Source organism: Alteromonas sp. RW2A1, from assembly GCF_001886475.1.
GTDB lineage: Bacteria > Pseudomonadota > Gammaproteobacteria > Enterobacterales > Alteromonadaceae > Alteromonas > Alteromonas hispanica.
This window is the reverse complement of sequence record NZ_CP018031.1, coordinates 356,520-371,704: the sequence shown is the minus strand read 5'-3', so window position 1 is coordinate 371,704 and position 15,185 is coordinate 356,520. Positions and strand designations below refer to the sequence as shown.

Annotated in this window: 12 protein-coding genes and 2 pseudogenes; 7 read left to right on the top strand and 7 right to left on the bottom strand. The window is 44.4% G+C overall.

Features of this window, described 5'->3' with window-relative positions; translation table 11 throughout:
• Positions 1-52: 52 nt before the first annotated feature.
• Positions 53-526: pseudogene (locus BM528_RS01715) on the top strand (alpha/beta fold hydrolase); the annotation flags it as partial.
• Between the two features lie 709 nt (positions 527-1,235).
• A pseudogene (locus BM528_RS01710) lies at positions 1,236-1,985 on the top strand (IS5 family transposase).
• 110 nt (positions 1,986-2,095) lie between these two features.
• On the opposite strand, the gene hemA reads toward BM528_RS01710, so the two are convergent.
• The 3 genes from hemA to katG (BM528_RS01695) form a co-directional block, all read right to left on the bottom strand.
• Positions 2,096-3,331: a 5-aminolevulinate synthase gene (gene hemA, locus BM528_RS01705; RefSeq protein ID WP_071978397.1), complete on the bottom strand. Its 1,236-nt coding sequence runs from the start codon at positions 3,329-3,331 to the stop codon at positions 2,096-2,098.
• A gap of 36 nt (positions 3,332-3,367) precedes the next feature.
• Positions 3,368-4,975 (bottom strand): IS1634 family transposase, encoded by a 1,608-nt coding sequence (locus BM528_RS01700; protein ID WP_071981098.1) that lies wholly within the window; start codon positions 4,973-4,975, stop codon positions 3,368-3,370.
• A gap of 351 nt (positions 4,976-5,326) precedes the next feature.
• Positions 5,327-7,585: a catalase/peroxidase HPI gene (gene katG / locus BM528_RS01695; protein WP_071978396.1), complete on the bottom strand. Its 2,259-nt coding sequence runs from the start codon at positions 7,583-7,585 to the stop codon at positions 5,327-5,329.
• Between the two features lie 351 nt (positions 7,586-7,936).
• Here katG (BM528_RS01695) and katG (BM528_RS01690) point away from each other — a divergent pair, with 351 nt between their 5' ends.
• Complete coding sequence (gene katG, locus BM528_RS01690) at positions 7,937-10,168, top strand: catalase/peroxidase HPI (protein ID WP_071978395.1); 2,232 nt, start codon at positions 7,937-7,939, stop codon at positions 10,166-10,168.
• 613 nt (positions 10,169-10,781) lie between these two features.
• On the opposite strand, the gene BM528_RS01685 is transcribed toward katG (BM528_RS01690), so the two are convergent.
• The 3 genes from BM528_RS01685 to BM528_RS01675 form a co-directional block, all read right to left on the bottom strand.
• Entirely contained in the window at positions 10,782-11,006 is a 225-nt protein-coding gene (locus BM528_RS01685; protein ID WP_071978394.1) for a hypothetical protein, read from the bottom strand.
• Positions 11,007-11,073: 67 nt separating this feature from the next.
• Positions 11,074-11,397 (bottom strand): hypothetical protein, encoded by a 324-nt coding sequence (locus tag BM528_RS01680; protein WP_071978393.1) that lies wholly within the window; start codon positions 11,395-11,397, stop codon positions 11,074-11,076.
• 138 nt (positions 11,398-11,535) lie between these two features.
• A complete protein-coding gene (locus BM528_RS01675) occupies positions 11,536-11,787 on the bottom strand; it encodes a DNA-binding protein (RefSeq protein WP_198033589.1) in 252 nt (83 codons plus the stop codon).
• A gap of 185 nt (positions 11,788-11,972) precedes the next feature.
• Between BM528_RS01675 and BM528_RS01670 the strand changes: the two genes are divergently transcribed.
• Positions 11,973-12,902, top strand: a complete 930-nt coding sequence (locus BM528_RS01670; RefSeq protein WP_071978391.1) for a site-specific integrase — start codon at positions 11,973-11,975, stop codon at positions 12,900-12,902.
• 18 nt (positions 12,903-12,920) lie between these two features.
• Here BM528_RS01670 and BM528_RS01665 read toward each other — a convergent pair whose 3' ends face one another.
• Entirely contained in the window at positions 12,921-13,148 is a 228-nt protein-coding gene (locus tag BM528_RS01665) for a helix-turn-helix domain-containing protein (RefSeq protein WP_071978390.1), read from the bottom strand.
• A gap of 105 nt (positions 13,149-13,253) precedes the next feature.
• On the opposite strand from BM528_RS01665, the gene BM528_RS01660 reads away from it, so the two are divergent.
• From BM528_RS01660 to BM528_RS01655, 3 genes are all read left to right on the top strand, one after another.
• Positions 13,254-13,760 carry a hypothetical protein gene (locus BM528_RS01660; RefSeq protein ID WP_071978389.1) on the top strand — a complete coding sequence of 169 codons (507 nt, stop codon included), beginning with the start codon at positions 13,254-13,256 and terminating at the stop codon, positions 13,758-13,760.
• On the top strand, positions 13,757-13,960 hold the full coding sequence (locus BM528_RS19015; protein WP_442855895.1) for a DEAD/DEAH box helicase family protein: 204 nt from the start codon (positions 13,757-13,759) through the stop codon (positions 13,958-13,960). Before BM528_RS01660 ends, BM528_RS19015 begins: the two co-directional genes overlap by 4 nt.
• 202 nt (positions 13,961-14,162) lie before the next feature.
• The gene (locus BM528_RS01655) at positions 14,163-15,167 is read left to right on the top strand and encodes a DEAD/DEAH box helicase (RefSeq protein WP_156844021.1); all 1,005 of its coding nucleotides are present in this window, start codon (positions 14,163-14,165) and stop codon (positions 15,165-15,167) included.
• Positions 15,168-15,185 lie beyond the last annotated feature (18 nt).

Sequence of the window (15,185 nt, the reverse complement as noted above, 5' to 3'; positions counted from 1 at the left end):
AACAGCGGCTACGGTAGGCCTCCTTATTTTTGGCAATATCGGCAGGATAAGTATGTACTTAGAAACAGACATTAAGAAGCGAAACAATGTGCGTGTGGTTGGCGACGGTGAGAACACACTGGTTTTAGGTCATGGTTTTGGCTGCGACCAGCGCATGTGGAACTATCTTGTTCCTTATTTTGAAAAAGACTACAAAATCGTTTTATTTGATTATGTTGGGTGTGGGCAGTCTGACCTCAGTGCATTCGATAAAGAGAGATATTCGAAGCTTAGTGGTTATGCGAAAGACGTGGAAGAAATCTTTGATGCGCTTGAGCTAAGTAACGCAATTTTTATTGGGCACTCTGTGAGCAGTACCATTGGCATGCACGTAGCCATCGAACGTCCAGACTTAATTAGTAAGCTGATTATGGTTTGTCCTTCACCATGCTTTTTAAACTTGCCGCCCGAGTACATGGGAGGGTTTGAGAAAGAAGACTTAGAAGAGCTCATCAATTTAATGGACAAAAATTATCTTGGGTGGGCTAGAGGTTGTTGATCTTTGTATGAAAAGCAGCCGGCATAGCAACGAGGTATAATTGTTTCGCCAAAAATAATTAACCGTAATGTTGCTATGCCAAGAAACGCATCACAAGGTGCCGGCTGGCATAGTAACTGCGGTTAGCGTTGCTAAACTCGATCTTAGTCAGGCGGTCAAGAACGGTCTAAAATGATCGGTTACGCTAAAACGGTTGGTGGGATCCCTATTTCAAGTACGGTACCTGTTTCGTTTTCTTTGATATTTGAAAGTAACTAGTCTGAATCATGTATGCATCTAATAATTAAGCCTAATACAGCGACGTACTAGGCTTAATTAACTTTCCGTCTTAGCTGTCAAATAAAGACAGCGCCCCCAATCAGCTGTTAAAAGCGAATAAATTGATCACTCAAGAAAAAGTTACCTTAGACTTGAATATCTCAGGTAAAACCAAATCTATTGAGGATACTGCAAACAACGCCAATATTGGTGACCAGTCAAGGTGTTGGAAATCTCATCAATGTCATGATGTTAAATTGGGGGGAAAGGTCAGATCCCTATTTCAAGTTCGGTACCTGTATCGTTTTCTTTGATATGTGATACTAATTAGTCTAAATCAAGTATACATCTAGAGCGTGTTGATCTTTGTGGTATGAAAAGTAACCAGCAATAGGGTCGGTTATAATGATTTCGCCAAAAAACAATCCAACTAACCCTAATACCGAGACTTATGCTAACAGATGATAGCTGGAAACTGCTATCCATAATCATGTATTTAACAGGTCGGATTTACAATAAACCTGAACACCGAATGACACTTGAAGGTATTTTGTACCGGATGCAAACGGGCATTCCGTGGCGTGATTTATCCAGAGAGTTTGGCGAATGGAGCGCGGTATTCAGACGTTTTAATTTATAGTCTAAGAAAGGTGTGCTGACTGAGGTTGTCCAGTTTTTATCCCGCCTCAGTGACCCCAATGGTTGTTTATTGATGTAAGGCTCATCAGGACGGAACTAACGTCATTGCTCAAGCACAACAAGCTATTGGGACAAGTCGTGGAGGTAAATCAACGAAGATACATTTAGCCGTTGATAGCGGCGGTTTACCTGTCTACTTCGAGTTGTCCGGAGGACAGGCCCATGATGTCAGTCATGGCAAATCTCTGGTCGAGTCATCACCTTACTCTGAAGTGATGGTTGCCGACAAAGGCTATGACAGTCAAGCTTTACGAGAATTAGTGAGTCGCCGAAATGCCAAGCACGTATTCCCAAGAAAAGGGAACAGTAAAACAGGTAATGAAGATATTGATTGGGCGATGTATCGCTACCGTCATTTAGTCGAGAATGCATTTTTGAAATTAAGAAGTATCGTGCCGTAGCGACTCGATACGACATATTAGCCAGAAATTATCACAGTGTGGTGGCACTGGCATTTGCACTTATGTGGTTACCGATATGGGTCGATTAGAATATGTACAGCAAAGATCAACACGCTCTAATAATCAAGCCTAATACATCGACGTATTAGGCTTAATTACCTTTCTATTTTAGCTGCAAAATCCATTTAATGCCCCATGGTCAAACAGCATAAGCTAGCCTTAATGATTGAAGCTTCTCATATAGATTTATTTGAACCAAAGCTTTTACAAAGGCATCGATGTCATCTTTAGTATGCACCGCAGATACCGTCAATCTCATTCTCTCAGTTCCTTTTGGTACCGTTGGATAGTTGATAGGTTGGACATAAATATTATGTTCTTTGAGAAGCTGGTCTGTCAGTGTTTTACAAACAAAAGGGTCGCCTATCATTAAAGGCACTATGTGAGTATTTCCTTCACCATACTCAAATCCTGCATCCTTCAGCTTAGTTTTAAAATATTTCACATTGCTGTGTAAGGTTTCCCGTTCTATTGAAGACGTTTTCAAATGTTCAACGGCTGCTAGCGATGCGGCTAAAACTGAAGGCGGTAGACTTGTGGTAAAAATGAAACTTGAGGCCATACTGCGGATAGCATCAATTAGAATGCGATCACCCGTAATAAATCCCCCCATCGAACCGTAGCCTTTACCGAATGTGCCTTCAATAATATCTATCTTATCGAGCAACCCCATTTTATCGAGTATTCCTCCACCTCTAGGTCCATACAGACCTACAGCATGTACTTCATCAATGTACGTCAGTGCATTATACTTTTCCGCTAACTCAATTATTTCCTTAATAGGACCTATATCTGCATCCATCGAGTACACAGATTCAAACGCTATTATTTTAGGGCTGCTGGGATCTACTTGCTTTAGTAGGTATTCGAGATGTTCTACATCATTATGCTTAAAAATTACCTTTCGATTGCCACTTGCAGAAATTCCATGGATCATTGATGCATGGTTTGCTTGGTCTGAAAAAATGATACTGTCAGGGATAAGTTTTCCCAGACTGCTCAATGCGCCTTCATTTGCGACGTAACCTGAAGAAAATACCAAACCCGCTTCTTTGTTGTGTAGATCTGCAACTGATTGTTCAAGTGCCGTATGGTAAAATGTTGTTCCGGAAATATTTCTAGTTCCACCAACACCAACACCACATTTCCCTATGGCTTCGTGAGCAGCTTGCATTACCTTTGGGTGCTGCCCCATACCTAAATAATCATTGCCACACCAAATCTTTACAGTTTTTTCGCGCCCTTCTGGATCTTTGTAGAGGGCATTAGGGAATTGTCCAGCAATTCGTTGTAATTGTGAGAAGTATCGGTATCTACCTTCACTCTTAATACTTCTGATATATCTGTTGAAGTATTCTTCATATTCCTTATTCATAAATCACCTCTATACTCCCGACATTTCGCACCAAATTTAGGAATAAATTTGCCTGTAACGTTCGCCTAGCACCGCCAGTATGGTGTGTTGCCGCTCTTGCAGGTTAACAATGACGGGCGGTGCGTCGCCTACGCGCAGTTCATGCAAGCCGCTAAAGCACAGGAATACCCAACGCGCTGTCGGAGACTGTGTTGGTTTACGTTTCATGTCGGGTATGCTGACGTTGTGGGCCTTCAGTCCTTGGCGAATGCGATGCTCTAGCGCAGCGTATATCATCAGGCTACAGGTCATGACCATGAGTAAGGCCTCTATCCGCTCAGGCTTTTTAAGAAACAACGCTGACGTTAGGAATTCAGGACTCTTTAGAAACCGGAAACCGCGCTCGACCCGTTGTTGCGATTTGTATAAATCGAGCGTGCGCTGCATATCAATGTCGTTATCATTCGTCGCGAGGATAAAGACGCCACTACGCAGATGACGCTCTTCCGCTTGTGTCAGGCAACTGACAGCGTGACCTTGCCATTGATATTCTATGTGCGAGGGCATTTGGTCTGCACTGGGACGACCTCGACCGACATACACAGGACAGGCCTCGCAGGTCATGCTTTCCAAGCGCAGTAACGTCAATGATGACATAAACTCCTCTAGTGCTTGCTTGGCATCCTGCTCACAGGCAAAGCGTTTCTTGCAGAATTTTTGAAAGCGTTTCAACTCTGCCATGCTGTCTTTCGTCAAGTGTTTCTCTACCGTGTGTTGTTCGCGGTGCGTCGCCTGCTCGCTTTTCAGTAACAACCAACGTTGTGGCACGCCAGCATAGGTGGAGCGCACCCATCTTCCCGAATACCCGTTATCTAATGCGGTCAGCGCCTGTGTATGAAGCCCTTGCACATGAGCTTTCGCCTCACTCAGTGTCAGTGGCACCCGCGTGATAAACCGTTGCCCCTCACGGTGCAAATCGCGCAGCGTATCACTGGCGTACAACGCCGCATCTGCCACCAGATAGCGATTATCGTGCGCTTCCTTAAGACTTTTTAAATGCAGCCGGGCCATTTCAGCAAAGGCCTTTTGGTCATTGGCGTTGCCGTTGAGGGCCTGCATAAACAGTGGAATACCCGCCTGATTTTCACACAGCAATTCCAACACCACTTGATTGAGCTCAGGGCGATGATCGCGGCTATACCCTTTCACCAGCTTAAGGACACTACTCTCATCCCCTGAATCACGTGCATAGTCACCATCCACATGGAAACTGGTGATATCCAAGTGCATGGACTCCACCTTAAGCCCAAGTTTCTTCACGACACGTGCCGCAAGAATTTCATACAACACCGACACATCGGTGGCATAGAGCGCATCCAAGCAACGTCCTAAGGCATCATCATTGAGATGTTCGGGCAATACACCTTCACCAATCAACCGCTCTGTCGGCTTGTCCGCAAAAAAGTCAGGGAACATGTGCAGTGTGCGGCTATGGAAACCTAACCCGTTGATAATCATCGCGACTAAAGCCTGCCCATGGGTGACATGATGGTCGTTCGATTTAGGAATGATGGCATCAATGCAGGCTTGGATTTGCAGCTCTTGGCACATGCCTGCGACTAAACCCAAGTGGTCGAGATTCTTGATGGCGTAGGTGGTGGTCATAAGTCTCTGCTCAAAAAGCAGTAATAGATCAAAACCACCGATCGCTGTCAAGCCTCCTTAAATACTATTTTTGGTGCGGAATGACGGATACTCGTCTGTTAACTTTCTGGCCAAAGAAAAAATAAAGGCAACCAAATTATTGATAAGGTTAAAGTGCCTTTGATGCACTGATAGCAAAACCAATACCAAAAGAGCTTTTCTTTGTTTCCTTTTAAATAGCTGCCAAGTTTCTTTAGGTTAAATTTATCCACCATTTAAAACTCCGAAACCGAATAAACTGACACTTACTGTTATAAAAAGAGGCAGGAAAACCTACCTCTTTAGTTGGGTTTTACTCACATAACAAAGTGACTATTTTAAATCGAAACGGTCCGATTGCATGACTTTTACCCATGCGCTGACAAAATCATCAACAAACCGTTGTTTTGAAGTATTGAAGGCATAGACTTCCGCTACTGCACGAAGTTCTGAGTTCGAACCGAAGATTAAATCAACCGGTGTTGCCGTATATTTGACATTGCCAGTTTTGCGATCAACACCTTCATACAGGCCTTCAGATGTGCCTTTACGCCATTGCGTAGACATATCTAATAAGTTCACGAAGAAGTCGTTATTCAGTGTACCTGGTTTATTAGTGAGTACACCATGATCACTGCCGTCAGAATTTGTACCCAATGCACGCATACCGCCAATAAGTACTGTCATTTCAGGTACTGTTAACGCCAGTTGATCGGCTTTATCAACCAAAGCCTGAGTGGGCGACTTGTAGTAGCCATCAGTGTAGAAGTTTCTAAACGCGTCAGCTTCAGGCTTTAACAAACCAAATGAATTAATATCAGTTTGAGCCTGCGTAGCGTCACCGCGACCCGGTACAAATGGTACAGTGATTTTAAAGCCAGCATCTGCTGCAGCTTTTTCAATTGCTGCTGCACCGCCTAAGACAATCAAGTCTGCCAACGAGATTTTCTTACGAGAGCCATCAAAATCCTTCTTGATTCCCTTCAAAACGTCGAGTGTTTTCTTGAGTTGTCTCGGGTTGTTAACCGCCCAATCTTTCTGCGGAGCCAATGCTATCCGCGCACCGTTGGCACCACCACGCATATCTGAATCTCGATAAGAAGAAGCAGATGCCCACGCTGTACCAACTAATTCATCTACACTTAACCCTGACTTTAAGATTTCCTTCTTAAGTTTCTTGATATCACGCGCTGAAACTAGCTTATAATCAGGCACATCAATAGGATCTTGCCAAATCAGTTCCTCTTTCGGAAAACCATCGCCCAAATAATTTGCACGAGGTCCCATGTCTCTGTGCGTTAACTTGTACCATGCCTTAGCAAAAGCAAGTCGATATTCTTCAGGATCCGCTAAAAACCTTTCTGCAATTTTGCGATAAGCTGGATCTTCTTTAAAAGCTAGATCGGCTGTGTTCATCACAGGTGGATTAAACTTGCCTTTGATATGCGCATCTGGCACTACTTTATGCATAGATTCATCGGTCGGGATCCATTGCTTTGCTCCAGCAGGACTCGTAGTTAACTCCCAATCAAAGTTTAAAAGATTGGATAAATACAAACTAGTCCATCTGGTTGGAGCCTGCGTCCACGCACCTTCCAAACCACTCGTTACAGTATCTTCTGAATGCCCTTTACCGCATTTATTTTTCCACCCAAATCCTTGTTCTTCAATTGGTGCTGCGCCCGGTTCAACACCTACACAATCTTTTGGTTTATGTGCACCGTGCATCTTTCCAAATGTATGCCCGCCAGCGACAAGAGCAAGTGTTTCTTCATCATTCATGGCCATCCGCGCAAATGATTCACGGATGTTAACTGCAGACGCCAATGGATCAGGCACACCGCCCGGTCCTTCGGGATTTACGTATATTAGGCCCATGTGAACAGCAGCAAGCGGCTTTTTGAGCTTTCCGTCTTTACCTCTACGATCGCTTGCCAGCATCTCTACCTCTGGACCCCAATACACCATATCAGGCTCCCAGTCGTCATCGCGGCCGGCAGCAAATCCATAGGTTTGAAAGCCCATATTTTCTAATGCTACGTTACCGGCTAATACAATTAAGTCGCCCCATGAAATGGCTTCGCCGTATTTCTGTTTGATTGGCCACAACAAACGGCGTGCCTTGTCGAGGTTACCGTTATCTGGCCAGCTGTTAAGCGGGTCAAATCTCTGCTGGCCACCGCCTGCACCACCGCGGCCGTCAAGTGTCCGATAAGTACCAGCAGCGTGCCATGTCATGCGTATAAAGAATGGGCCATAGTTACCCCAATCGGCAGGCCACCAATCTTGTGAATCGGTAAGCACCAAATCGATATCTTTTTTTAACGCGTCCATGTCCAGTGCCTTAAATGCTTCGCGATAGTCAAAGTTTTCACCAAGTGGATTTGAGCGAGAATCGTGATCTCTGAGAGATGATAGGTCAAGTTGGTCTGGCCACCAGAATAAGTTTGTCTTTGCTTGCCCCGCCGTTACTGTTCCAGTGCCTACAGTGCCGCCGGCTTTAGTCATTTCACTGCTAATAACAGGCGCACTCATTCCTACCAAAAGAACACTAGCAAGAGCAGAAACTTTAAATTGTCTCAATTTTTTCATGTCTGTTTCCTCAATACATACTATTGATCATAAATACCGATCGTTTTCATCGGATTATTCGTTTAATTTTCATTAATCGTAAAATTCGAACTATATATACGGTTTATTCGTCTATAGAGCATTTTCGTTAGCTGATGAACAAAATTCATCCATATGACGAATGATAGACTATCAATCATGTTTCTAAAGCTATAATTGGGAAAATCAAACGATTTGATTGATATTTTCTATTACAAAAATACATATTAATACATTTTACTAGTAGTGAATGGAGTGGGCTCAAGACCAAAGTCAATGGTAGTACGGTTTTTCTAGCCCTTGTTTTTAGATAACAGTTAAGGTGAACATATAATGAGTAATGACAAACAACAACACGGTGGTGGCTGCCCGGTTACTGGAGCCGGGGCAAAACATGCGGCCGGATCTGGAAGGCGAAATCGTGACTGGTGGCCTCAAATGCTGAATGTAGGTGTACTTCGGCAACATTCAGAATTAGCTAATCCCATGGGAGCTCATTTCAATTATGCTGAAGCGTTTAAGTCGCTTGATTTAAAAGCTGTAAAAAGGGACCTAACAGAATTAATGACAGACAGTCAGGAATGGTGGCCAGCAGACTACGGACACTATGGACCATTCTTTATACGCATGGCATGGCATGTTGCCGGTACGTACAGAAACGCAGATGGACGTGGAGGGGCATCACAAGGGTTACAGCGCTTCGCTCCAACCAATAGTTGGCCAGATAACGCTAACCTCGATAAAGCACGTCGTTTACTATGGCCAATCAAACAGAAATATGGCAATAAAATTTCATGGGCTGACTTATTCATTCTTTGTGGAAATGTTGCCCATGAGTCGATGGGGTTCCAGACTTATGGTTTTGGCGGTGGCCGAGAGGACGTTTGGGAACCAGCTGAGGATATTTATTGGGGAGAAGAAGCCGAATGGTTAGGAAATGAGGCTCGATATAATGGTTCAAGGGAAGAGAACGGTGCAAATTCACTAGAAAGACCTTTAGCCGCGGTACATATGGGACTTATCTATGTGAATCCAGAAGGGCCAAACGGTAATCCAGATCCTTTAGAATCTGCTAAGGATATCAGAGAAACATTTGCTCGAATGGCCATGAATGACGAAGAAACTGTGGCTTTGATTGCTGGAGGGCACACATTTGGTAAAGCGCATGGCGCAGCGCCAGACAGTCATGTCGGAGTAGAGCCGAATGCGTCTTCTATTGAACAACAAGGATTCGGTTGGAAAAGTAGTTATGGAAAAGGTAGTGGTGCAGATACTATCACTAGTGGCTTAGAAGGTGCGTGGACACCAAACCCGACAAAATGGGATAACGGTTATTTCGACATGTTATTCAAGTATGATTGGGTACTTGATAAAAGCCCAGCGGGGGCTCACCAATGGAAACCTGTCGAGCAATTACCAGAAGACCAAGTGCCATCAGTTGAGTCAGACGGACCCAACTCTAAATTGATGATGCTTACTACCGATCTAGCCTTAATCAAAGATCCTGATTATCGAAAAATCTCAGAAAAATTCCATCAAAACCCGCAACTGTTTGCAGATGCTTATGCGAAGGCATGGTACAAGTTGACACACCGAGATATGGGGCCTTTGATTCGTCATTTGGGTGAGGAAGTCCCTAGCGAGTCTCTGATATGGCAAGATCCGTTATCCTATTCTTTCGCTACGGAACTATCTAACGATTGTATTTCTTTGTTAAAAACACAGATACTCGCATCAGGACATTCTATTGGTGAATTAGTCCATGTAGCTTGGGCATCAGCCTCGTCTTATCGTGACTCAGACAAACGAGGGGGAGCTAACGGAGCTCGCATAAGACTTAGCCCACAAAAGGATTGGGAGGCTAATAATCCAGAATTGTTGGCAAATGTTTTATCGACACTCAAAACTATCCAGCAAAATTTCTCTGGAATAATCTCGCTTGCGGATTTGATTGTATTAGCAGGTAGTGCAGCTGTCGAAGAAGCAGCAAAAAATGCAGGCGTTAATGTGTCAGTGCCGTTTGTGTCAGGTCGAGTCGATGCAACACAGGAACAAACTGATGTAGAAACGTTTGATGTTCTTGAGCCTGAGACCGATGGATTTAGAAACTATGCTAAGACCACTTATACTGTACCGACAGAATCTCTTCTCGTCGACAAAGCGCAATTGTTAACACTTACAGCGCCGGAAATGACAGTGCTGGTAGGAGGTCTACGGGTCTTGGGTGCCAACTTTGACGGTAGCTCTTTAGGCGTTTTAACAAATAGAATGGGTGACTTAACTAATGACTTTTTTGTTAATTTACTGGATATTTCTACCAAGTGGGAGCCGCAAGACGATTCAAACCAAACATTTACAGGGGTCGATAGAGCAACAGGAGAACCGCTCTGGACAGCATCTAGGGTAGACTTAATTTTCGGTCACAACCATGAACTTCGTGCACTTGCTGAAGTTTATGCAACAAAAGATGCGAAAGAAAAGTTTGTTAACGACTTTATTGCAGCATGGACCAAAGTGATGCAATTAGATAGATTCGACTTGGATCCAGCGAATCATAATCGTTGAGTGTAACAATAAGATAGAGCGCCATATAGGCGCTCTGCATTACCAATTTTCATTCAGCTTGATGAATTATGAGGCTCAAATCAAATAAGAATACGCGTCTTCTCTTCCCTTACTATTGCTAGTTGGTACTGTATTGCCTTTTTTACCCTACGAACGTGTTGTGACCAAACATAGCTGACTTGTTGTCTATACCTTCAGATTTGTATCGGCCTTGGAATATGCGTTAAACGCGTCAAGGGTTGACGTGGCAATGTCTTTTAGTGTTTGGTTTGTCTGACTAGATTAGTCACGTTCGTCAAAAAGCATGTCCCAAGTGAGATGAGATCCCCATATTCTGGCTTAAAAGTTAAACACGACGTGAGCAATGAAAATATGGCGCCCCCCCTAACAGTAGTGTCAAAGCTTTTAACTTGAGTAACAAAGTAGCTTATCTATGTCGGGGTTTTGTCTACTGGCGAAAATCACCTGTATGAAGCTAGTACCTTGTTATAACAGGACATCAATCCTCTAATGCCTTCTTTGAAAAAGTGGGTAATCGCGGTTGAGGATTTTACTCTTTTGGTTGGATTTGAAGCCCAGAGCACAAGTGTGTATGTGAGAGAGGTATCTCGTTTTACTTTTTCGCAGGTGTCGATTCACTCTTTAGCCAGTTATCAATGAGGCATTGCTGCTGTGTCAGTTGCCCCAGAAGCATTTGATTATCTTGTTCAAGGGCTTTGCTTGCTGCTAGCGCTGAATCGCGCTGATTACAAACGGCCTCAACCTCCCCATGCTGGTATGCGAGTTCTCTAGTGTACTCTTCACATTTTACTTGAAGTACGTGGAATTGTTTTTCCACATCAGAAAGCTGAGACGCTAATGTTGTGTTGCGATCATGTTCATTTTTTAGCTACGATAGCGTGGCTTTAAGAACGGCGTTGAGGGCAACACACTCTGATTGATTGCGTGGTTGTGAAATTATCTTGCAATTGTGTAGCCCGTAACTTGGCCTCCCGTAGCGACTGCTGCAAAGTCGCCAGATCATTATCAAACCGGGCGGGATCCTCTTGCCGCTGCTGTTTTAGCGATCCACGGATATGGTTCAGCGCGTCGTGAGCATCTTTGTGTTTGGCTTCCAGACTGGCATTATGCGAAGACAATAATGTGATCTCTTCATCGCAACTAGCGATGTCTTTCTCAAACTGTATGGCACTTCCATCAGCCTCCCTTTGTGCAACTTTCAATTTCATATTATCAGCCTCGATTGAGTTCAGACACACTTGTTGGTCAGTGTTGTCTTGCTCAAGGTGTGCGATGGTTTATTTAAACACTTGTCGCTGTGTATTCTACTGCGTGCTCGCGTCATCAAACTGGGTTTGTAATGCATCTCACGCCTCATTTGCCTCGTTTTTTAAACGTAGTACAACAGCGGCAATCAGGCGCCTAATCAGCAATTGAGGACACTTCGCCTGCTTTGTATCATCTTGCTCCAACGCTTTTAAATGCTTAAGGAGAGTACTTTTTGAGCCGGTATTGCCGAGCTCAAAGCGTATTGGATCAATAGACACTGAGTCACCGCGTGCCATGAGGGCCTCACGGGCCTGTTTTACCGCCTCAAGGGTAACGCCAGCTCTTGCCATTGCATTCATACTGTATTATGAAATATGTATTTTACATACTGTATGAGCAGTCATGCATTGTCATTCAAGTGATTTAATTAAATTGTATAATCACTAATTATTGTATGTTAAAGCACCCTACCCCTTGATTTACTTATCTAGCGATACATACTAGGAAGACTACCGTTTAAAACGCGCTAAAATCCATGAGTACCGGCAACAACGATTTACCTGTACAACTCTATACGATTGACGACTATATTCACGCCGCCACGCGTGACAATACACGCAAGACCTACCAGAGCGCTGTGGAGCATTTTGAAGTGGCTTTTAGCGGGAAATTACCGACCACGCCAGACACGGTTTGTCGTTATCTTTCACACTTCGCGTCGTCTTTAAGTTTCAACACGCTCAAAACACGTCTGGCCGCCCTCGCTCAATGGCATCAAGCCCAAGGCTTTGTCGACCCAACCAAATCGCCACAGGTTAAAAAATTACTCAAAGGCATACGGGTGCTACACCCGGCTCCTGTCAAAAAAGCGAGGCCATTGGATATCTCTGAATTACGTCAGTTAGACACCCATTTGTTAACTGAGATCGACAGCGACGATATAACTGTTCGCCTGCGTGCTTTGCGGGACCGAGCCCTCATTTGGGTTGGTTTTTGGCAAGGGTTTCGCAGTGATGAATTGTCTAGGCTACGTATTGAACACATTGAAAATTCTTCAGCGCAAGTGCTAACACTCTACTTGCCACAAAGTAAAGGAGATAGGCACCTTATGGGTAAGCATTATGTGCTCCCGCAACTACAGGCATTATGCCCGGCAAATGCCCTCAAAGATTGGCTTACCATGTTGCCGCCAGATCAAGGCGCAGTCTTTCCCTCAATAAATCGTTGGGGGCACCTTGGTACCGATGCGATTCACCCTGGAAGTATCGGGAAGATCCTCCAAACGCGTATTGATAGAGCGGGCATAGATAATGCTATGAGTTTCAGTAGCCATTCACTGCGCCTTGGGTTTGCGTTTTGGGCCGCATCACAACACTGGAGCGTGTCTGAGCTCATGCAATACGTGGGCTGGAAAGATCCACACACCGCCATGGCGTATCTCGAGTCTGTACGACCAAAGTTTTAATACTCTATCTGGCGTTTTCTACTCTTTTGCGTATTGTGTCGATGGCAAGAGGTCTTTAGGTGTCACACCAATTGCGATAGCGATTTGATACAGTAGCTCAACCGTAATATTCGCCTCACCCCGCTCAATGCGTCCCATGTAACTTCTGTCAAGTTTGGCTTTTAACGCCAAGGCTTCTTGCGATAACCCCGCAGACTTGCGTGCGAGGCGAATTTGTTTTCCTAACGCGGATAATAACGATGACATATTGCTGCCTGTTCAAAAGACAGTAATATCCCTACTTGCGGCTTAATAAACCACGGACTATAATCCGCATTTTTAAAATTCCCTTTGCAGTATAAAGGGTAGTTAATGCGTCAGTTTTCCCCCAACCCTGATCTTCTTCAGGCTATTAGTTCGTTTGGAAAGTCTCCTTTTCGTGTAACGATATTAAGAGACCGTTACATCGAATTGTACCCAACTAACAAAAATAAGAATGATGTTCGTCGCTGGATCTATAGTTACATGCGGACCTTTGTTAAACATGAGTTCTTGATGGATGTCACTCAAAAGCAGGATAAGGCAGCGCATTATCAGGCGACCGAAATGCTGCACGATACTGTTAAACCCAAATCTAAGGAAAATAATCACGTCCGATACGTTGAGTTTTTCAATCATACTGAGTTCCAAAAACGACTCAGTGCAAGACAGCACGATATTCTTATCAGCTTAGGGGCAACCGAAGAGCTCGAAAGCTTAAAGACTGAATTTCCGGAGTTAGCACCACGTATTGACCAACAATTGGATGCATTTAAAGATCAAAACGTACGCACCTTAGGAAAAATTAAAGCCCTTGAAGCCTTACTAGTGCAACCGTGATAGATCTGCGACTCTGGCAACAAACTTGCCACGACCTAGCTATTGCGCACTATACAAATGGCTATCGCCAATTCGGCTGTTTAGCAACACCGGGGGCCGGTAAAACCATCTTTGCAGCAACTACAATAAAGCGTCTTTTTGATTTGGAGATGATTGATTATGTGTTGTGTGTCGCTCCCTCATTAACCGTCAAGGGTTAAAAAGTACGTTTGAAAAGGTACTGTCTCTCCCGTTGGATGGTCAGTTTAATGCAGTGGGTGTTTGTATGACTTACCAAAGTCTAGCGAGTCTACCCCGTGCGCTTCTCAATCGACTTCGTAGCTATCGACTCGCTATCGTCTTGGACGAAATCACTACGGTGGCCAGGATAAATCTGAGGCAACGGCTTGGGCAGATCCCCTTTTGGCGATGACCTATCAAAATGATCAAGCTTATACCTTGTCGTTATCCGGAACCCCCTGGCGTTCCGATCGTTTACCTGTCACCACGCTGCGCTACGATGCATTGTTATCACCACAGATGCATTACTGTTATGGATTAAAAGAAGCAATAGCCGATGACGTCTGCCGCGCGCCGATAGTGTCGGTCATCGATAACGAACACTGGACAGTCACCACAGAGCAAGACGGCACCACTCATCATGACTCTTTAGCATCCTTGTTATCCCATGATGGTCTTCGTTATGAAATGGTGCTGGAAAATCCATTGTTTGTTGATCATATGCTGAGTCTTTCAGTCAACGAGTTGAATAGAAGGCGGAGGCGTTATGCCGATGCTGGCGGTTTGGTTATCGTATCTTCTATTGCGCATGCAAAATATATTCAAGCTGAACTACAGAAAATGACGAATGAAATGGTTTGTATCATCACGAGCGAGGATCTCGGCTGCCAGGGCAAACTCAAACGTTACCGTGAAAGTCGCCAAAAATGGTTGGTTACGGTCGGTATGGTCACAGAGGGCACCGATATCCCCCGTTTGCAGGTATGTTGTCATTTAAGTCGAATATGTACGGAGCTGCATTTTAGGCAAGTGCTTGGTCGGGTGCTTCGACGTCGCGGGAATTGCGATGCTAATACGGCCGTACTATTTATTCCTGCTCAACCTGATCTTGTAACCTTTGCCAATCGCCTGCAATGTGAAGTGCCAGATGCCGTAGTGATTGAACGGCCAAAATTGACGACGACACAAACAATGGGCGTCTCACTGTCCTCAACACTCCCTCTTCCACCTTTTGAGCAAGCGTCTAACAGAGTTTCCGATGGCGGCAATGTCGATGACAGAGTCAGCGTGATCTATTCAACCGTGCTACAAACACAGTTTCTCTCTTCCACAAATACCGTGTCATCAAGTGTAGTGAGTGTAAGTGCCTATGGAAAATACAAAGAAGAGGTTTTGCGTTACATCTAATTCACCGTCTCATTTGCA